Raw genomic sequence first — 17,497 nt, 5'->3', positions numbered from 1 at the left:
GCCGGGGGCGGGCTCCTCGCGCTTGTTACGGGCGCGCCTGCGGGGAGTTCTCGAGGGTCTTCGCCGGGTCGAACTCCGCGACCGGGGCGAGGATCTCGTCCATCCGCTTGACCAGCTCGGCGTCCAGCTTCACGCCCGCGGCCTTGACGTTCTCGGCGACCTGCTCGGGACGCGAGGCGCCGACGATCGCCGCCGAGACGTTCGCGTTCCGCAGCACCCAGGCCACCGCGAGCTGAGCCAGCGTCAGACCGGCCTCGGCGGCGAGCGGCTGGAGCAGCTGGACCCGCTCCAGCACGTCGTCCCGCAGCCAGCGGGAGATCATGTTCGCGCCGCCCTTGTCGTCGGTGGCGCGGGAGCCCGCCGGGGGCTCGGCGCCGGGCAGGTACTTGCCCGTCAGCGCGCCCTGGGCGATGGGGGACCAGACGATCTGACCGATGCCCAGCTCCTCGCAGGTCGGGACGACCTCGGCCTCGATGACCCGCCACAGCGCGGAGTACTGCGGCTGCGAGGAGACCAGCGGGATCCGCAGCTCGCGGGCGAGCCCGTGGGCGGCGCGGATCTGGTCGGCGGTCCACTCGGAGACGCCGATGTAGTGGGCCTTGCCGGAGTGGACGACGTCGGCGAAGGCGACCATGGTCTCCTCCAGCGGCGTCGCCACGTCGAAGCGGTGGGCCTGGTAGAGGTCGACGTAGTCGGTCTGCAGACGGCGCAGCGAGCCGTCGATCGACTCCATGATGTGCTTGCGGCTCAGGCCGCGGTCGTTCTTGCCGGGACCGGTCGGCCAGTAGACCTTGGTGAAGACCTCCAGGCCCTCGCGGCGCTGCCCCTTGAGCGCGCGGCCGAGGACGGCCTCGGCGCGGGTGGCGGCGTAGACGTCGGCGGTGTCGAAGGTGGTGATGCCCGCGTCCAGGGCGGCGTGGACGCAGGCGGTCGCCGCGTCCTCCTCGACCTGGGAGCCGTGGGTGAGCCAGTTGCCGTAGGCGATCTCGCTGATGACCAGGCCGCTACGGCCCAAGTGACGAAACTCCATGGCCTGACCTTAACTCCATGGCCTGACCCGAACTCAGGGGCCCCGACTCCAACTCAGGGGCCCCGACTCCATGACCCGACCCCGGATCGAAGCGCTACGGCCGCATGCCCACCAGGTGCAGCAGGGCGGCGACGCGGCGGTAGGGGTCGGTGCGGCCGGCCCGGTCCTCGGCGTCGAGGAGTAAGGAGAGTTCCGGCCCGGACGGCAGCGGCGCGTCGTCGTCGGCCTGGTCGGTGAAGACCCGGACGCCGAACCAGGCCTGCACCGGGACGTCCAGCTCGGCCAGGGTGCGGGCGAGCACGGCACGGCGGTCGGCGCGGGTCGGCAGGCCGAGGCGGTTGGTGTAGGCGTCGTCGTCGAAGGCGGCCAGAGCGGCTCCCCAGTCCCCGGCCAGGCCGGGACGGAGCGCCAGGGCGTCGCCGTTGCGGGCCAGCACGGACAGCAGCCCGCCGGGCGCCAGCACCCGGGCCAGCGCGGCCAGCAGCGGTTCCGGGTCGGGCAGGTACATCAGCACGCCGTGGCAGAGCACGACGTCGAAGCTGGCCGGGCCGAACCATCGGCCGCAGTCGCCGCCCTCGCCCTGCAGCAGCCGTACCCGGGCCTGGACCGCGAGCGGTTCCCGGGTGAGCGCCTGCTGGGCGGCGGCGAGGGTGCCGGGATCCGGGTCCAGGCCGGTGACCTGGTGGCCGTCCCGGGCCAGGCGGAGCAGCTGGGTGCCCTGGCCGCAGCCCGCGTCCAGTACCCGCAGCCGGGCGTCCGGGCCGAACCGGTCGTGCAGCTGCTCGGTCAGCTGGCGGGTGACCAGCTCCTGACGGACCACGTTGCGCAGCCCGCCGAGCTTGGCCAGCCAGGAGGCCGATCCCGGCGTGAAACCAGCCTGCCCGCCCGACGGGAGGGTCCGTTGGGCGGGCAGCACCATCGTCGAGTCGTCCGTTCCCGGACGCGGCTCGAGCGGCGAGTAGGAGTACCCGGGGTAGCCCGGGTGTCCGGTCAGGGCCTCTGTCCGCGCTTGACGGCCGGCTTGGGCAGACGCATCCGGCGCAGGTTCATCGAGCGCATGAGGCCGTAGGCGAGGGCGCCCCTGGTGTTCTGGCCCGGGAAGCGGGTGGCGAGCTCCTTGCGCAGCCGGGTCGCCAGCCACAGCATCTGGATCACGACGGCGACCAGGAACGCCAGCCACAGGACGTAGATCAGCTCGACGGCCGCGGGGGAGCGGAAGAACGCCAGCACCATGAAGACGACCGCGAACGGCAGGAAGAACTCCAGCACCGTGAAGCGCGAGTCGAAGTAGTCGCGGACGAACGCGCGCACCGGGCCGCGGTCACGGGCCGGGAGGTACTTGGCGTCGGCCTCGCCGCGCAGCGCCAGCATGGTCTTGTCCCGGTCGCTGCGGTTGGCCTCGCGAGACTTGCGCGCGCTGGCCTTGCGGTCCGGCGGCACGTAGGCGCGGCCGCGGCGGTTCGCCTCGGCCTCGCTGCGCTTGGGCGTGGGGCGGCCCTTCTTGGCCTCGGCGCTGGGAACGTCCGCCTCTGCCGCCTCGGCGTCGTCGCTCTTGTCGAGCGTCACGGCGTCGGCGGGGGCATCCTGGGAGCTTCGTCGGAACACAACAGCAAGAGTACGTGGTGAACGGGTGTATTCCCCAGCCCCCCGGGTAGTGGATCCCACCGGAACAATCAGCCCCACGGATGAGGCCTGGACTGTTTTCGCTGTAGCAGTCTTGTTGCAGCGCGGACCGCTGCGGTGAAGGCCGCGCGACCCGTAGGCTTGGTACGAGAAACCGGCAGGTCCGAGAAGGGGGCGCGCGAAGCCCATGAGCGACGGAATCATGAAGCGGATGGGGATGATCTTCCGCGCCAAGGCGAACAAGGCCTTGGATCGTGCGGAGGATCCGCGCGAGACGCTGGACTACTCGTACCAGAAGCAGCTCGAACTGCTGCAGAAGGTGCGTCGTGGGGTGGCGGATGTCGCGACCAGCCGCAAGCGGCTGGAACTGCAGCTCACCCAGCTGCAGCAGCAGTCCGCAAAGCTGGAGGAGCAGGGCCGCAAGGCGCTGTCGCTGGGTCGTGAGGACCTGGCCCGGGAGGCGCTGACCCGCCGCTCCGGCATCCAGCAGCAGGTGCAGGACCTGGAGGTCCAGTACCAGCAGCTGCAGGGCGAGGAGGAGAAGCTGACGCTCGCCTCCCAGCGGCTGCAGGCCAAGGTGGACGCCTTCCGTACGAAGAAGGAGACCATCAAGGCCCAGTACAGCGCCGCGCAGGCGCAGACCCAGATCGCCGAGTCGTTCTCGGGCATCTCGGAGGAGATGGGCGACGTCGGCCTGGCGATCCAGCGGGCCGAGGACAAGACGGCCCAGCTGCAGGCCCGTGCGGGTGCGATCGACGAGCTGCTTGCCAGCGGCGCGCTCGACGACCCCAGCGGTCTGCGCAAGGACGACATCTCCGCCGAGCTGGACGCCATGTCCGCGGGCAGTGACGTCGAGCTTGAGCTGGCCCGGATGAAGGCCGAGCTCACCGGTGGTTCGACGCCGACCCCGGCGATCGAGCAGGGGCAGCAGGACGCCACCCCGCAGGACCAGCCCCGCTTCGACAAGTAGGGAGAGCCGCCATGATCGTAAGGATCCTGACGGAGGGCCAGTACGAGGTGCCCGACTCCCTGGTCGACCACCTCAACGCGCTGGACAACGCGGTTCTCGCGTCGCTGGACAGCGGCCACGAGGAGGAGTTCCGGCTCCGCCTGAACGAGCTCCTGGCCGCGGTCCGGTCCGGCGGTGAGCCGGTGGCCCAGGACTATCTGGGCGCCTCGGACGCCACGCTTCCGTACGCGGACGCGACGGTGGAGGAGGTCCGCGCGCTGCTCAAGCCCGACGGGCTGATCCCCGGTTAGTTGCACACGACGAAGGGGCGTGAGGCCGTAGCCTCACGCCCCTTCGTGCTGCCCGCGCCTGCTGCTGCCTACGGCAGGGCCAGCATCTGGTCCAGCGCGGCCTTGGCGAACTTCTCCGTCTCCGGGTCGACCGTGATCACGTTCGGGACCCGGCCGTCGACCAGCGACTCCAGCGCCCAGACCAGGTGCGGCAGGTCGATCCGGTTCATCGTGCTGCAGAAGCAGACGCTCCGGTCGAGGAAGACGATCTCCTTGTCCGGGTGCGCCTTGGCCAGGCGGCGGACCAGGTTGAGCTCTGTGCCGATGGCCCACTTGGTGCCGGGCTCGGCGGCGTCCAGCGCCTTGATGATGTACTCGGTCGAGCCGACCATGTCGGCCGCCTCGACGACCTCGTGCTTGCACTCGGGGTGCACCAGCACGGTCACGCCAGGGACCCGCTCGCGGACCTCGTTGACCGAGTCCAGGCTGAACCGGCCGTGGACCGAGCAGTGGCCCCGCCAGAGGATCATCTTGGCCGCGCGCAGCTGCTCGGTGGTCAGGCCGCCGTTCGGCTTGTGCGGGTTGTAGACGACGCAGTCGGTGAGCGAGAGGCCCATGTCGCGCACGGCGGTGTTGCGGCCCAGGTGCTGGTCCGGCAGGAAGAGCACCTTCTCACCCTGCTCGAAGGCCCACTCCAGGGCGCGCTTGGCGTTGGACGAGGTGCAGATCGTCCCGCCGTGGCGACCGGTGAAGGCCTTGATGTCGGCCGAGGAGTTCATGTACGCGACCGGCACCACGCTGTCGGCCACGCCCGCGTCGACCAGCTGGTCCCAGCACTCGGCGACCTGCTCGGCGGTGGCCATGTCGGCCATCGAGCAGCCGGCGGCCAGGTCCGGCAGGACGACCTGCTGGCGCTCGGCGGTGAGGATGTCCGCGGACTCGGCCATGAAGTGCACGCCGCAGAAGACGATGTACTCGGCCTCGGGGCGGGCCGCCGCGTCGCGGGCCAGCTTGAAGGAGTCGCCGGTCACGTCGGCGAACTGGATGACCTCGTCGCGCTGGTAGTGGTGGCCCAGGATGAAGACCTTGTCGCCGAGCGCGGCCTTGGCGGCGGCGGCACGCGCGACCAGGTCGGGGTCGGAGGCGGCGGGCAGCTCGCCGGGGCAGTCGACGCCGCGCTCGCTGCCGGTGTCGGCCTCGCGGCCGAGAAGCAGCAGCGCCAGTGGAGTCGCCCCGGGCTCGGCGAAGGTGGCGCCCGTCCCGGGCGCGGTGGTGGTGGTCACGGGCTGCTGCCCTTCTGTTCGGCGGTGGTGAGGGACCGACCGCCTTATCGTCTACCTGACGCAATCTATGATAGCCCTCCCCGATCACAGTGGCGATGGTCACCGAGGCAATGTGACGTACCCCGCTGTGGCCGTTGCGGCGCTACCGTCGCGCGGCCCGGACCTGCCTTATCGTCTGGCGGGAACAGAGCGGCAGAAAAGCACCAGCTCGAACACACCGGACGCACAGGGTGGCGAAGGAGAGGGTACGCGGCGATGAGCGAGGAGCCGAGCGCGGGGGTCGGCGACACATCGGGGACGGTGCCGGGAACGGGGACTGCGCCGGGAGCGGGGACGGCGCCGGGAGCGCTGCGGCGGATGCGTCCGCGCGGGCGGGAGGAGAAGCACCGGGCCGCCACGCCGCTGGAGCTCTTCTTCGACCTCTGCTTCGTCGTCGCGGTCGCCCAGGCGGGCGCGCAGTTGGGCGGCGCGCTGGGGGAGGGACACGTCCGGCACGGGATCGCGGGATACCTCTTCGTCTTCTTCGCCATCTGGTGGGCCTGGATGAACTTCACCTGGTTCGCCTCCGCCTACGACACCGACGACGTGCCCTACCGGATCGCCACCTTCGTGATCATCGTGGGCGCGCTGATCCTGGCCGCCGGGGTGCCGCGTGCCTTCGCGGACTCGGACTTCTCGGTGACCGTCACCGGCTACGTGGTGATGCGTGTGGCGCTGGTCGCGCAGTGGCTGCGGGCGGCTGCCTCCAACGCCGGGCCGCAGCGGAGAACCGCCGCGCGGTACGCGGTCGGTGTCGCGTTGGTGCAGGTGTACTGGGTGCTCTGGCTGGTGTACGTTCCGGCCGGGGACAAGAGCTGGGCTCTCCTGCCCGGGCTGGTCGCCGACCTGGCGGTGCCGGTGGTGGCCGAGCGGGTCGCCGAGACGGCCTGGCACCCTGGGCACATCGCCGAGCGCTACGGCTGCTTCACGCTGATCGTGCTGGGGGAGTCGGTCTCGGCGGCGACCGTCGCGGTGCAGTCGGCGGTGGACGAGCACCAGGCGTTCCACGAACTGCTGCCGATCGCCGTCGGCGGACTGCTGATCTGCTTCTCCGCCTGGTGGATCTACTTCGCCCGCTCGGTCGAGGAGCACCTGAGGTCCAACCGGGTGGCCTTCACCTGGGGCTACGGGCACTACTTCGTCTTCCTCTCGGCCGCGGCGATCGGGGCGGGCATCGAGGTGGCGGTCGAGCACGCCGTCGGCAAGGTCCACATCTCCGCGCAGGCGGCCACGTTCGGGGTGACCGTCCCGGCCGCGGTCTACCTGATCACGGTCTGGGCGCTGCACTCGCGGCACACCAAGCGCGGGATCGCGCTGTGGGTGCTGCCGGTGGCCGGGGTGGCGGTGCTGTTCTCCCCGTCGGTGCTGGTGGCCGGGCTGGTCTGCGCGGTGGCGGTCGCCGTCGGACTGCTGCTCCACCGGCTGCAGGACGGCGATGCGGTTGTCGGCACGGGGGCGGGGGACCCGGCGAACGCCTGATCGGTCCGCCCTGTGAAAAGCTGGGTGCGTGCCAGCCCCGCAGCCGCCGATCAGCCCCTCCGCCGCGCTCGACGACACCGACCGTCGGCTGCTGGAGCTGCTCGGGCGTGACGGGCGCGCCTCGTACGCCGAGATCGGTCTGCTGGTGAACCTGTCCGCGACGGCCGTCAAGCGCCGGATCGACCGGCTGCGCGAGCGCGGCGTGGTGCGCGGCTTCACCGTGGTGCTCGATCCCGCGGCGCTGGACTGGCACACGGAGGCCTTCGTCGAGGTCTTCTGCCGCGAGCGCACGCCGCCGGAGGAGATCCTCTCCTCCCTGCGGCAGTTCCCCGAGGTCGTCGCGGCCTGGACGGTCACCGGCGACCCGGACGCGCTGGTCCACCTGCGGGCCGCCGACATGCGGCATCTGGAGGCCGTGATCGAGCGGATCCGCCGCGAGCCGGGCGTGCAGCGCAGCCGCAGCACGGTGGTGCTGAGCCGGCTCATCGGCTGATCCTCGCGCGCTTGCGGACGGCAGAAACTCGCGCGGCTGTACGGGGGTGCGCAGGAATCCCGCGCCGGGGGTGGTGATCACGCCGGTTGCCTGCGTGGGCTGCCGGATTCCGACATGCCCGGCGGGGGGTGCGCTGCCTAGGGTTGCAATGCCCCCCACACCCGTCACCAAAGGACCGTCCCGTGGCCCACCCTGAGCGAATGCACCAGTACGACGCCCGCATGGTCGACCTGGTCTTCGACTACATGCGGGAGCGTCTGCAGTACGACCCGGTCCCGCTGGACCACCCCGGCGACGGCGAGAAGCTGTCCGGGGCGCTCGAAGGCCTGCTGGGCGAGCGCGGAAACGATCCTGCGGACGTCCTCAAGCTCTACGACCACGAGCTGTCCCGTGCGGTCATCTCCGCCGACAGCCCGCGCTACCTGAGCTTCATCCCGTGCGCGCCGACCAAGGCCGCGCTCCTCTTCGACATGGTCGTCTCCTGCGCCTCGCTCCAGGGCATCTCGTGGCTGGAGGCGGCGGGCGCGATCGCGGCCGAGAACCAGGTGCTGCGCCTGATCGCCGACCGGGCCGGGCTGCCGGCCTCGGCAGGCGGCTGCTTCGTCTCCGGCGGCTCCGCGGGCAACCTGTCCGCGCTGGTCGTGGCCAGGGACTCGGCCCGCCGCCGGCTCGGCGTGGGCATCGGCGCACGGCTGCGGGTCGCGGTCAGCGACCAGACCCACTCCTCGGTCACCAACACGCTCAACATCATCGGCGTCGAGAAGCTGGTCGTCCCGACCGAGAACCACCGCCTGACCGGCGTGGCCCTGCGCAAGGCCATCGAGGCCGACGGGGACCCGGGCTCGATCATCGCCGTCGTCGGCACGGCCGGCACCACCAACGCGGGCATCGTCGACGACCTGGCGGGCATCGCCGAGGTCGCCCGCGAGCACGGCCTCTGGTTCCACGTCGACGGCGCCTACGGCGGCGCCGGGCTCTTCGCCCCGTCGGTGCGGGAGAAGTACAACGGCATCGAGCACGCGGACTCGTTCGTGGTGGACCCGCACAAGTGGCTCTTCGCGCCGTTCGACTGCGCCGCGCTGATCTACCGCGACCCGCGCCTGGCCAAGTCCGTGCACACCCAGGACGCGTCCTACCTGGACGTGCTCCACACCGGCGAGCACGACCAGGAGTGGAACCCGACCGACTACGCGTACCACCTGACCCGGCGCGCCCGCGGCCTGCCGCTGTGGTTCTCGCTGGCGGTCCACGGCACCGAGGCCTACAGCGAGGCGATCGAGGCCGGCATCGCGCTGGCCCGCGACACCGCTGCGCTGATCCGCGCCGAGTACCCGGACCTGGAGGTCATCCGCGAGCCGGAGCTCTCCAGCATCGTCTACCGGCGCAAGGGCTGGACGGCGGAGCAGTACTACGCCTGGTCCGAGCGGCTGCTGGCGGAGCAGACCGGCTTCGTCACCCCGACCGGCTGGGAGGGCGAGGTCGTGGCCCGGTTCGCGTTCCTGCACCCGGGGACGACCATGGACATGGTCCGCGAGATCCTCGACACGATGGTGTGAGGACACGGCGGCCTGGGAGCACGGGGGTCTAAGGGCACGGCGGTCTGAGCGCACGGCGGTCTGAGAGCGCGGCGGTCCGAGAGCACGGCGCTCCGATCCGGCCTTCCGGACCGCTACAGGTAGGCCCCCGACGGCAGGTACGGCGTCGGGGGCCTCATGCCGCGCAGGGCGAGGTAGCCACGGGTGCTGACGGAGAGTCCGACGGCCAGCGAGACGTCCACCGCCCAGTCCTGCTCCGCGGTGACGGTGCGGATCTCGGCGCTCGTGGACTCCGGTATCCGGGCCAGGGCCCCGACCAGCAGCGCCGTGGCGACCCGGCGCGAGGTCGCGGCCAGCATCATCACCCGGCCGCCCAGCCGGTAGGCGTACCCGGAACCGGCCAGGGTGTCCGCGACCAGCAACTCGTCGCTCGTGCGCAGCAGCGCGAGGTGGTCCTCGCCGTGCGCGGCGCCACGCGTGCGGCGGTCGATCGAGTCCAGCAGGTCGAAGTGGTTCGCGTCACCCAGATGGACGGGTACGCCGCCGGTCTCGGGGAGCGCGGTGCGGTCGACCGTCCCGGTCATCGCCATGGTGGGGTGCAGCCGGAAGCCCGCCGCGTGGTAGCGCCGCGCCGCGCGCGGGTCGTCGGAGGCGACGATCATGCCGCGCAGACAGCCTCCGGAGTGCGCGAGCGCGTGGTCCAGCAGCAGCCGCCCGACGCCCTTCCCCTGGGCCTCCGGACGCACCGCGAAGAGGGCCAGCCCCCACAGGCCCTCGCGCCGCAGCGACAGCGACACGCCCAGCGGATCGCCGTCACCCTCGCGGTCGTCCACGGCGAACCAGCAGCCGCCCTCGTCCGCGGCGGCCAGCCGCCTGGTGCGGACGTCGGCGCGCGCCCGTTCCCGGTCGGAGAGGGGTGGGACCGCGAACGCGGCCCGGTAGATCGAGCGGACGGCGCTCGCGTCGGCGGCGGAGTCGTGCACGGGTCGCAGGATCATCTCTGCATTCTCGTGCGCGCCCGGGTGTGCGAGCATGGAGGTTCAGGACTTCACCCGGAATACATCCGGGGCGCCGCCGGTTCTCGCCGGTGGAAGTACGTCGTCAAACCCGGGAGTATGCAGATGACCGTCCAGGACGAGACCAGCGTCGAGAGCGGGATCATCCTCACCGACACCGCCGCCGCCAAGGTCAAGAGCCTGCTGGAGCAGGAGGGCCGCGATGACCTGGCGCTTCGCGTCGCGGTGCAGCCCGGCGGCTGCTCGGGCCTGCGCTACCAGCTGTTCTTCGACGAGCGTTCGCTCGACGGCGACGTCGTGGCCGACTTCGGCGGCGTCAGCGTCGTCACCGACCGCATGAGCGCCCCCTACCTGACCGGCGCCACGGTCGACTTCGTCGACACGATCGAGAAGCAGGGCTTCACGATCGACAACCCGAACGCGACCGGCTCCTGCGCCTGCGGCGACTCCTTCAGCTGAGCGGAGCCGAATCCGGTGAAGTGAATGCAGTCCCGTGGGGCCCCGGCCGATGACGGCCGGGGCCCCACGTATGCGGTCCTCACCCCGTCATCGGACCGTGTGTCACCTTGCTGGTCGGCATGGTGCTGACCTGCGCCAGCGCCTTGCTGTCGGAGGCGTCGACGACGCGGCGGCCGTCGAGCGGGCGGCCCAGGTCCACGGTGACGTGCTGCGGGGTGATCACCAGCGGGCACATCTGGGTGGCGGGCGCGCGCTGCGTGATCACGATGCGGACCAGCACCTTGCCCGGCTGCGACTGGTCGGCGTTCGCGCCGTACTTGTCGCAGGTGCCCGCGTCGAAGTAGACGGTCAGGTCGTTGCCCGCCGCGCTGTATCCGGTGGCGGGGACGACCTGCGCGCGCGGGGCGGACGGGCTGGGGGAGAGCGTGCGCACCGGGCCGCCGGGGTTGACCGACGGTGAGGCGGACACGCTGGAACCCGCCGTGACCGAGCTGGTGCCCGCTCCGGAGGCGCAGGCCGTCAGGCCGACGGCGCCCGCCGCGGCGACGACGGCCAGAGCGACGCGGACCCGCGGGCGCGGGCGGGCGCCGGGCGGGCGGGGACTGCTGCGAAACTCCACGGTTCGGCCTCCTGGTCTGTTCCTTGCTGAACGACCATGGGACGTGGGAGTGACAGAAGCGGTTCCCCTGCCCGGCTGCTTGCGCAGGTACCTGTATCAGTCGCCTGTATCAGTCGCCTGTTCTGGCGTCTGTTCAGTCGCCGAAGGGCGACATGCTGCCGAACCTGCGCGCCTCGCGGGCGCTGACCTTGAAGCCGGGGTGGCGCACCGACGTCGCCGACTCCTTCGGGGCGGGCTGGAGCGGCCAGAACAGGCCCAGTCGACGTCCGCCCTCGACCAGCGCCGCCAGCGTGTCCTGGTCCGCGTCGCCGCGCAGGTGCGCCGGAATCCTCACAGGGCTGCGGTCGGGCATCATCAAGGCCTCCTCGGCGGCTGAGCTGCCGCCTCTCGCTCTCTCAGTTCGACACTAGAACCGCGCACGGAGCGGTTCCACCCCTACGCTGCGGTAACGCCCGGACGCGGCAAGAACAGCCCGGAGGCGGGACCCGCCCCACCGGTGGAGGCAGGCCGGTACGGTAGAACGCCTGCACTCACCGCAGCCCCGCCTTGCAGTCATAGGAGTCCGCCGCCGTGCGTATTGCTGTCACCGGCTCGATCGCCACCGACCACCTGATGACCTTTCCCGGCCGCTTCGCCGAGCAGTTCGTCGCGGAGCAGCTGCACACGGTGTCGCTCTCCTTCCTGGTGGACACCCTGGACGTGCGACGTGGCGGCGTGGCGCCGAACATCTGCTTCGGCATGGGCCTGCTCGGGCTGAAGCCGGTGCTGGTCGGCGCGGCCGGAGCCGACTTCGCCGAGTACCGCTCCTGGCTGGACCGGCACGGCGTCGAGACCGGTGCGGTGCACATCTCGGAGACCCGGCACACCGCCCGCTTCGTCTGCACCACCGACCAGGACCACAACCAGATCGCGTCCTTCTACACCGGCGCGATGAGCGAGGCCCGCAACATCGAGCTGCAGCCGATCGCCGAGCGTGCGGGCGGCCTGGACCTGGTGCTGATCGGCGCGGACGACCCGGAGGCGATGGTCCGTCACACCGAGGAGTGCCGCGCCCGTGGCTACGCCTTCGCCGCCGACCCCTCGCAGCAGCTGGCCCGGCTGGAGGGCGACGACATCCGCAACCTGGTCGACGGCGCCGCCTACCTCTTCTCCAACGAGTACGAGAAGGCCCTGATCGAGTCCAAGACCGGCTGGTCCGAGGAGGACGTGCTGGACCGGGTCGGCGTCCGGATCACGACGCTCGGGGCCAAGGGCGCGCGGATCGACCGCAAGGGCGAGGCGCCGATCTTCGTCTCCTGCCCGCAGGAGAACGCCAAGGTCGACCCGACCGGTGTCGGCGACGCCTTCCGGGCCGGCTTCGTGGCCGGTCTCACCTGGGGCATCTCGCTGGAGCGGGCCGCACAGGTCGGCGCGATGATGGCGACACTGGTCATCGAGACGCTGGGCACCCAGGAGTACGAGCTGCGCCGCGGCCACTTCGCTGAGCGGTTCGCCGTGGCCTACGGGGAAGAGGCGGCGGCAGAGCTGCGCTCCCACCTCGGCTGAGCCCCCAACTCGTCGGCTGAGCCCCTGACTCGGCTGAGCGCCCCCTGTGCAGGTGGAGCGTCAGGAGACCCGGCGGACCAGGTAGGCCGTGCCCTCGGCGCCCGGCTGGTACCGGTCCGCCGGGGCCTGGCCCTCGTACTCCTGGTCCCGCAGGTGGCACCAGGCCGGGACGTCGATCGCGGCGACCTCGTCGTCGGCGAGCAGCGCCACCCGGCCGCCCAGCGGCACCTGTTCGAAGGCCTTGGCCAATTCGGAGACGGGGACCGGGCAGAGCATGCCCAGTGCGTCCACCACGGTCACGTCCGTCACCTGCCCGGTTCCGCCCGGCGTCGGCACGGTTCCGCCCGCGGCCGGGCCCAGCAGCTGGGCCCGGACCTCGGCGACCGCGCCGGGCAGCACCGCGAGGAACTCCTCCACCTGCGCGGCGGTCGCGTCGCGGCCCAGCGAGACCCGGACGTTGCCCTCGGTCAACGCCCCCATCGCGGCCAGGACATGACTGGGCGTCAGGGTGCTGGACGTGCACGAGGAGCCGGACGAGACCGCGAAGCCGGCCCGGTCGAGTGCGCCCAGCAGGGACTCTCCGTCCACGTACAGGCAGGAGAAGGTGAGCAGGTGCGGCAGCCGTCGCGCCGGATCGCCGAGCGCCGGGTCGCCGAGCACCGACACGTCCGGGACCAGGGCGGGTACCCGCTCGTGGAGCAGGGTGATCAGCGGGCGCAGCCGGGCGTCGGCCTCCGCCGCCTCCTGGCGGGCGGCACGCAGCGCGACGGCCGAGGCCACAACGGCGGGAACGTTGACATAGCCGGGTACCCGGCCGCCCTCGCGTTCGTCCGCAGGAAGCGGTGAGCGGTAGCGGACGCCCTTGCGCACCGCGAGGACGCCGACCCCGGCCGGACCGCCCCACTTGTGCGCGGACGCGGCCAGCGCCGACCAGTCGCCGGCCACCCGTACCCAGGCCGCCGACTGTGCGGCGTCGACGAAGAGCGGGACGCCCGCCTCGGCGCACAGCTGTGCCGCCTCGGCGACCGGTTGGACGGTGCCGACCTCGTGGTTGGCCGACTGGAGGCAGAGGAGCGCGGTCCCCTCGGCGCGGGCGGCGACGGCCAGCGCGTCCAGGTTCACCCGTCCCGTCATATCCACCGGCACGGTGCTGACGGTGCCTCCGGCCGCCTCGTGTTGTTCCGCCGCGTGGAGTACGGAGGAATGTTCGACGGCGGAATGTGCGAGGTGACGTCCTTTCCGGTGGTTTCCGGAGAGGAGGCCGAGAACGGCGAGATGGTTCGCCTGCGTACCCGAAGCGGTGAAACTCACCTCGTCCGCACGGACGCCGAGATCGGCGGCGACGCTCTCGCGGGCCGCGTCCAGCAGCATCCGGGCGTGCCGGGCGTCGCGGTAGAGCCGGGCCGGGTCGGCCCATCCCTCGTCCAGGGCGGAGAGCAGCGCCTGCCTGGCCAGTGGGTGCAACGGCGCGGTGGACGCGACATCAAAGTTCGGCACGGTCCCACCGTAACGAGCGCGCGGGTGGCAGAGTGTCAGCCGGTGCTGCGCACACCGTCAGGCAGGCGCAACAGCAGGTACAGAGCAGCCAGGGCAGGAGGCGCAGGAGCAGGCGCAGTGCAGGCAACCGCCGTACCAGCGGCAGAAGGGACACCGCTCCCGTTCGCCCCTGATCGTATTACGTGCTCATAAGGCGTCAGAAGGCGGCCCCCCGGCGTGTCGCCGGGCTGTCCGCCCGGTCCGGGCAAACCGCTCTGACCTGCGATTCCGCCTGTCCGGGGGCCATCCGGAGGCATGATCGGCGCGTTAGTGGGACCTGCCCGCGAACCTTCGATTCGCCTGGAGTAGGGTTTGGGCCGCATAAACATCCAAACCCTGCCCGTGACCACGCCATCGGGAATCCCGGAGAGCTCTCCGGTGTCTCTTCGGTCGGCTGGTGAGCGGGCGAGACTTCGGGAAGGCGCTACGTGAGTCCCAACGGCTCCGACCGCTCGCCGCGGCGCTCGATGCGGCGGAAGCTGCTTTCAGCGCTGACGCTGGGCCTCGTCCTTGCCACCGCCACAGGCTGCCAGTCCAGTGACCTGCCCCGGCTCGGCCTCCCCACTCCCAGGGACCAGCAGGGCCACACGGTCCTCTTCCTCTGGCAGAGCTCCTGGATCGCCGCGCTGGCGGTCGGTGCGCTCGTCTGGGGCCTGATCCTGTGGGCGGTCTTCTTCTACCGGCGCAGCCGCACCAAGGTCGAGGTGCCGCCGCAGTTCCGCTACAACATGCCGCTCGAGGCACTGTTCACCGTGGTCCCGCTGATCATGGTGTCGGTCTTCTTCTACTACACGGCGCGGGACGAGACGGACCTGCTCAAGATCGACAACCCGACGAACCACGTCAACGTGGTCGGGTTCCAGTGGAGCTGGGCGTTCAACTACGACTACACGGTCGACCCGCACAACCAGACCGCTGCGAACCCGAACGGTCCCGGCGCCTACGACGTCGGCACGCCGGGTCAGGAGCCGACGCTGTGGCTGCCGCTCGGTGAGACCACCGAGTTCGAGCTGACGTCGCGTGACGTCATCCACGGCTTCTGGCCGATCGACTTCCTCATGAAGATGGACGTCATCCCGGGCATCGTGAACAAGTTCGAGGTCACCCCGACCGTGCTGGGCACCTTCCGCGGCAAGTGCACCGAGCTCTGCGGTGTCGACCACTCGGAGATGCTCTTCAACGTCAAGGTGGTCACGCCGGCCCAGTACCAGGCCCACCTGGCTCAGCTGCGGGCCAAGGGCCAGGGCGGCAACGTTCCGTCCGGCATCGTCACCACGGGAGCAGGGAACCTCCAGAAATGACCATCCTCAATGAACCCCATGGGCTCAGCGGGGGGACCGCCACCGCCGCGCGCCCGGCAAAGGGGCAGAAGCACGGGACGTCGATCATCAAGTGGATGACGACGACGGACCACAAGACGATCGGCACCCTGTACCTGGTGACGTCGTTCGCGTTCTTCCTGATCGGCGGCATCCTCGCGCTGACGATGCGTGCGCAGCTGGCACAGCCGGACGGCGGCGTCCTGACGAACGAACAGTTCAACCAGGCGTTCACCATGCACGGCACGATCATGCTGCTGATGTTCGCGACGCCGCTCTTCGCCGGCTTCACGAACTGGATCATGCCGCTCCAGATCGGCGCCCCTGACGTCGCGTTCCCGCGACTGAACATGTTCGCCTACTGGCTGTACCTGTTCGGCTCGCTGATCGCCGTCGGCGGCTTCCTCACCCCGCAGGGTGCGGCCGACTTCGGCTGGTTCGCCTACGCGCCGCTCTCCGACGCGATCCACAGCCCCGGTGTCGGCGGCGACATGTGGATCATGGGTCTGGCGCTCTCGGGCTTCGGCACCATCCTCGGTTCGGTGAACTTCATCACCACCATCCTCTGCATGCGTGCCCCGGGCATGACCATGTTCCGGATGCCGATCTTCGTGTGGAACGTCCTGCTGACCGCTGTCCTGGTCCTGCTGGCCTTCCCGGTCCTGGCCGCTGCGCTGCTGGCGCTGGAGGCCGACCGCAAGTTCGGTGCGCACGTCTTCGACCCGGCCAACGGTGGTGCCATCCTCTGGCAACACTTGTTCTGGTTCTTCGGGCACCCAGAGGTGTACATCATCGCGCTGCCGTTCTTCGGCATCATCTCCGAGGTCGTGCCGGTCTTCTCGCGCAAGCCGATGTTCGGTTACCAGTCGCTGATCGCGGCCACCATCGCGATCGCCGGTCTGTCCGTGACCGTGTGGGCCCACCACATGTACGTCACCGGCGCGGTGCTGCTGCCGTTCTTCTCCTTCATGACGTTCCTGATCGCCGTTCCGACCGGCGTCAAGTTCTTCAACTGGATCGGCACCATGTGGCGGGGCTCGCTGAGCTTCGAGACCCCGATGCTGTGGACCATCGGCTTCCTGGTCACCTTCGTCTTCGGTGGTCTGACGGGTGTTCTGCTCGCCTCCCCGCCGATCGACTTCCACGTCTCGGACTCGTACTTCGTCGTCGCCCACTTCCACTACGTGGTCTTCGGCACCGTCGTCTTCGCGATGTTCGCGGGCTTCCACTTCTGGTGGCCCAAGATGACCGGCAAGATGCTGGACGAGCGTCTGGGCAAGATCTGCTTCTGGATGCTGTTCGTCGGCTTCCACACCACCTTCCTGGTGCAGCACTGGCTGGGCGCCGAGGGCATGCCGCGTCGTTACGCGACGTACCTGCCCACCGACGGCTTCACCACGCTGAACCTGATCTCGACCATCGGCTCCTTCATCCTGGGCGCGTCGATCCTGCCGTTCCTCTACAACGTCTGGAAGACCGCCAAGTACGGCAAGAAGGTCGAGGTCGACGACCCGTGGGGTTACGGCCGCTCGCTCGAGTGGGCGACCTCCTGCCCGCCGCCGCGGCACAACTTCCTCACGCTGCCCCGCATCCGTTCGGAATCCCCGGCGTTCGACCTGCACCACCCGGAGATCGCGGCGCAGGACTACCTGGAGAACCACGGCGAGGTGCCGGCCCATCTGCAGGCCGCACTGGAGAAGAAGGAGGCGGGTGACCGATGAAGGAACAGGGCAAGATCTTCGCCGGCTTCGCGGTCTTCGTTCTGGGCATGGCGATCTGGTACGGCATCTGGTCCAAGGACCCGACCGGTACCACCTGCCTCTTCCTGGCCTTCGGTCTGGGTTCGTTCATCGCCTTCTATCTGCTGTTCACCGCCAACCGCGTGGACACGGGCGCGAGCGACAACCCGCAGGCCGAGGTCTCGGACGACGCGGGTGTGCAGGGCTTCTTCAGCCCGCACAGCTGGCAGCCGCTGGCCCTGGGCCTCGGCGGCACGCTGGCCTTCCTGGGCGTCATCTTCGGCTGGTGGCTGATGATGTTCGCCATGCCGGTGATCCTCATGGGCATCTGGGGTTGGAGCTTCGAGTACTACCGCGGCGAGAACCAGACGCAGTGACCCACGTGGGGCAACACCGCTGACGGTTCGTCCGGCAGAGCGTGATGCAAGGGCCGAACACCCCGCCTTCGGGCGGAGTGTTCGGCCCTTCGTGTTACCCGGACCACTCCGGTGGGTCAGCGGAGCGGTGGAAAATGTCCTGATTTCCTACGATGTGACGGAGCGT

The 17,497-nt window shown here is 70.4% G+C and carries 18 protein-coding genes; 10 read left to right on the top strand and 8 right to left on the bottom strand.

Features of this window, described 5'->3' with window-relative positions; translation table 11 throughout:
• Positions 1 to 25: 25 nt before the first annotated feature.
• From ABH928_RS11220 to ABH928_RS11210, 3 genes are all read right to left on the bottom strand, one after another.
• Entirely contained in the window at positions 26 to 1,030 is a 1,005-nt protein-coding gene (locus ABH928_RS11220) for an aldo/keto reductase family protein (protein WP_370064852.1), read from the bottom strand.
• A gap of 94 nt (positions 1,031 to 1,124) precedes the next feature.
• Positions 1,125 to 1,949 carry a class I SAM-dependent methyltransferase gene (locus tag ABH928_RS11215; protein WP_370064850.1) on the bottom strand — a complete coding sequence of 275 codons (825 nt, stop codon included), beginning with the start codon at positions 1,947 to 1,949 and terminating at the stop codon, positions 1,125 to 1,127.
• Positions 1,950 to 2,020: 71 nt separating this feature from the next.
• Positions 2,021 to 2,635: a DUF3043 domain-containing protein gene (locus tag ABH928_RS11210; protein WP_370064848.1), complete on the bottom strand. Its 615-nt coding sequence runs from the start codon at positions 2,633 to 2,635 to the stop codon at positions 2,021 to 2,023.
• Positions 2,636 to 2,840: 205 nt separating this feature from the next.
• On the opposite strand from ABH928_RS11210, the gene ABH928_RS11205 reads away from it, so the two are divergent.
• Positions 2,841 to 3,623 carry a PspA/IM30 family protein gene (locus ABH928_RS11205; RefSeq protein WP_370064846.1) on the top strand — a complete coding sequence of 261 codons (783 nt, stop codon included), beginning with the start codon at positions 2,841 to 2,843 and terminating at the stop codon, positions 3,621 to 3,623.
• 11 nt (positions 3,624 to 3,634) lie between these two features.
• Positions 3,635 to 3,913: a hypothetical protein gene (locus ABH928_RS11200; RefSeq protein ID WP_370064844.1), complete on the top strand. Its 279-nt coding sequence runs from the start codon at positions 3,635 to 3,637 to the stop codon at positions 3,911 to 3,913.
• A gap of 68 nt (positions 3,914 to 3,981) precedes the next feature.
• Here ABH928_RS11200 and nadA read toward each other — a convergent pair whose 3' ends face one another.
• Positions 3,982 to 5,175 (bottom strand): quinolinate synthase NadA, encoded by a 1,194-nt coding sequence (gene nadA / locus ABH928_RS11195; protein ID WP_370064842.1) that lies wholly within the window; start codon positions 5,173 to 5,175, stop codon positions 3,982 to 3,984.
• A 255-nt stretch (positions 5,176 to 5,430) separates the two neighbouring features.
• Between nadA and ABH928_RS11190 the strand changes: the two genes are divergently transcribed.
• From ABH928_RS11190 to ABH928_RS11180, 3 genes are all read left to right on the top strand, one after another.
• Positions 5,431 to 6,693, top strand: a complete 1,263-nt coding sequence (locus ABH928_RS11190) for a low temperature requirement protein A (RefSeq protein WP_370064840.1) — start codon at positions 5,431 to 5,433, stop codon at positions 6,691 to 6,693.
• Positions 6,694 to 6,721: 28 nt separating this feature from the next.
• Positions 6,722 to 7,186 (top strand): Lrp/AsnC family transcriptional regulator, encoded by a 465-nt coding sequence (locus ABH928_RS11185; RefSeq protein WP_370064838.1) that lies wholly within the window; start codon positions 6,722 to 6,724, stop codon positions 7,184 to 7,186.
• Positions 7,187 to 7,386: 200 nt separating this feature from the next.
• Positions 7,387 to 8,742 (top strand): aspartate aminotransferase family protein, encoded by a 1,356-nt coding sequence (locus ABH928_RS11180; RefSeq protein WP_370064836.1) that lies wholly within the window; start codon positions 7,387 to 7,389, stop codon positions 8,740 to 8,742.
• A gap of 113 nt (positions 8,743 to 8,855) precedes the next feature.
• Here the strand turns inward: ABH928_RS11180 and ABH928_RS11175 are convergent, their stop codons facing one another.
• The gene (locus ABH928_RS11175; RefSeq protein ID WP_370064834.1) at positions 8,856 to 9,719 is read right to left on the bottom strand and encodes a GNAT family N-acetyltransferase; all 864 of its coding nucleotides are present in this window, start codon (positions 9,717 to 9,719) and stop codon (positions 8,856 to 8,858) included.
• 123 nt (positions 9,720 to 9,842) lie between these two features.
• Between ABH928_RS11175 and erpA the strand changes: the two genes are divergently transcribed.
• A complete protein-coding gene (gene erpA, locus ABH928_RS11170; protein ID WP_370064832.1) occupies positions 9,843 to 10,196 on the top strand; it encodes an iron-sulfur cluster insertion protein ErpA in 354 nt (117 codons plus the stop codon).
• 79 nt (positions 10,197 to 10,275) lie between these two features.
• Here the strand turns inward: erpA and ABH928_RS11165 are convergent, their stop codons facing one another.
• Both ABH928_RS11165 and ABH928_RS11160 read right to left on the bottom strand, forming a co-directional pair.
• Positions 10,276 to 10,815 carry a hypothetical protein gene (locus tag ABH928_RS11165; RefSeq protein WP_370064830.1) on the bottom strand — a complete coding sequence of 180 codons (540 nt, stop codon included), beginning with the start codon at positions 10,813 to 10,815 and terminating at the stop codon, positions 10,276 to 10,278.
• A gap of 133 nt (positions 10,816 to 10,948) precedes the next feature.
• Positions 10,949 to 11,167: a hypothetical protein gene (locus tag ABH928_RS11160; RefSeq protein WP_370064828.1), complete on the bottom strand. Its 219-nt coding sequence runs from the start codon at positions 11,165 to 11,167 to the stop codon at positions 10,949 to 10,951.
• A 218-nt stretch (positions 11,168 to 11,385) separates the two neighbouring features.
• On the opposite strand from ABH928_RS11160, the gene ABH928_RS11155 reads away from it, so the two are divergent.
• Positions 11,386 to 12,360: a carbohydrate kinase family protein gene (locus ABH928_RS11155; protein ID WP_370064826.1), complete on the top strand. Its 975-nt coding sequence runs from the start codon at positions 11,386 to 11,388 to the stop codon at positions 12,358 to 12,360.
• Between the two features lie 60 nt (positions 12,361 to 12,420).
• Here ABH928_RS11155 and ABH928_RS11150 read toward each other — a convergent pair whose 3' ends face one another.
• Positions 12,421 to 13,857 carry a cysteine desulfurase/sulfurtransferase TusA family protein gene (locus ABH928_RS11150; RefSeq protein WP_370064824.1) on the bottom strand — a complete coding sequence of 479 codons (1,437 nt, stop codon included), beginning with the start codon at positions 13,855 to 13,857 and terminating at the stop codon, positions 12,421 to 12,423.
• 467 nt (positions 13,858 to 14,324) lie between these two features.
• Here ABH928_RS11150 and ABH928_RS11145 point away from each other — a divergent pair, with 467 nt between their 5' ends.
• The 3 genes from ABH928_RS11145 to ABH928_RS11135 are packed head-to-tail and all read left to right on the top strand — an operon-like array spanning position 14,325 to position 17,331.
• Positions 14,325 to 15,197 carry a cytochrome c oxidase subunit II gene (locus tag ABH928_RS11145; RefSeq protein WP_370064822.1) on the top strand — a complete coding sequence of 291 codons (873 nt, stop codon included), beginning with the start codon at positions 14,325 to 14,327 and terminating at the stop codon, positions 15,195 to 15,197.
• On the top strand, positions 15,194 to 16,936 hold the full coding sequence (ctaD, locus tag ABH928_RS11140) for a cytochrome c oxidase subunit I (RefSeq protein ID WP_370064820.1): 1,743 nt from the start codon (positions 15,194 to 15,196) through the stop codon (positions 16,934 to 16,936). The genes ABH928_RS11145 and ctaD overlap by 4 nt, the downstream gene beginning before the upstream one ends.
• Entirely contained in the window at positions 16,933 to 17,331 is a 399-nt protein-coding gene (locus ABH928_RS11135; protein ID WP_370064818.1) for a cytochrome c oxidase subunit 4, read from the top strand. Before ctaD ends, ABH928_RS11135 begins: the two co-directional genes overlap by 4 nt.
• Positions 17,332 to 17,497 lie beyond the last annotated feature (166 nt).

Origin of the sequence: Streptacidiphilus sp. MAP5-3, from assembly GCF_041262505.1 — a bacterium.
Lineage (GTDB): Bacteria > Actinomycetota > Actinomycetes > Streptomycetales > Streptomycetaceae > Streptacidiphilus.
This window is presented reverse-complemented; position numbering and strand designations above follow the sequence as displayed.

Coding starts and splice junctions, on each gene's coding strand:
- ABH928_RS11220 (WP_370064852.1), bottom strand. CDS start 1,030: ATGGAGTTTCGTCACTTGGGCCGTAGCGGCCTGGTCATCAGCGAGATC.
- ABH928_RS11215 (WP_370064850.1), bottom strand. CDS start 1,949: ATGGTGCTGCCCGCCCAACGGACCCTCCCGTCGGGCGGGCAGGCTGGT.
- ABH928_RS11205 (WP_370064846.1), top strand. CDS start 2,841: ATGAGCGACGGAATCATGAAGCGGATGGGGATGATCTTCCGCGCCAAG.
- ABH928_RS11200 (WP_370064844.1), top strand. CDS start 3,635: ATGATCGTAAGGATCCTGACGGAGGGCCAGTACGAGGTGCCCGACTCC.
- ABH928_RS11190 (WP_370064840.1), top strand. CDS start 5,431: ATGAGCGAGGAGCCGAGCGCGGGGGTCGGCGACACATCGGGGACGGTG.
- ABH928_RS11180 (WP_370064836.1), top strand. CDS start 7,387: ATGCACCAGTACGACGCCCGCATGGTCGACCTGGTCTTCGACTACATG.
- ABH928_RS11175 (WP_370064834.1), bottom strand. CDS start 9,719: ATGATCCTGCGACCCGTGCACGACTCCGCCGCCGACGCGAGCGCCGTC.
- erpA (WP_370064832.1), top strand. CDS start 9,843: ATGACCGTCCAGGACGAGACCAGCGTCGAGAGCGGGATCATCCTCACC.
- ABH928_RS11160 (WP_370064828.1), bottom strand. CDS start 11,167: ATGCCCGACCGCAGCCCTGTGAGGATTCCGGCGCACCTGCGCGGCGAC.
- ctaD (WP_370064820.1), top strand. CDS start 15,194: ATGACCATCCTCAATGAACCCCATGGGCTCAGCGGGGGGACCGCCACC.
- ABH928_RS11135 (WP_370064818.1), top strand. CDS start 16,933: ATGAAGGAACAGGGCAAGATCTTCGCCGGCTTCGCGGTCTTCGTTCTG.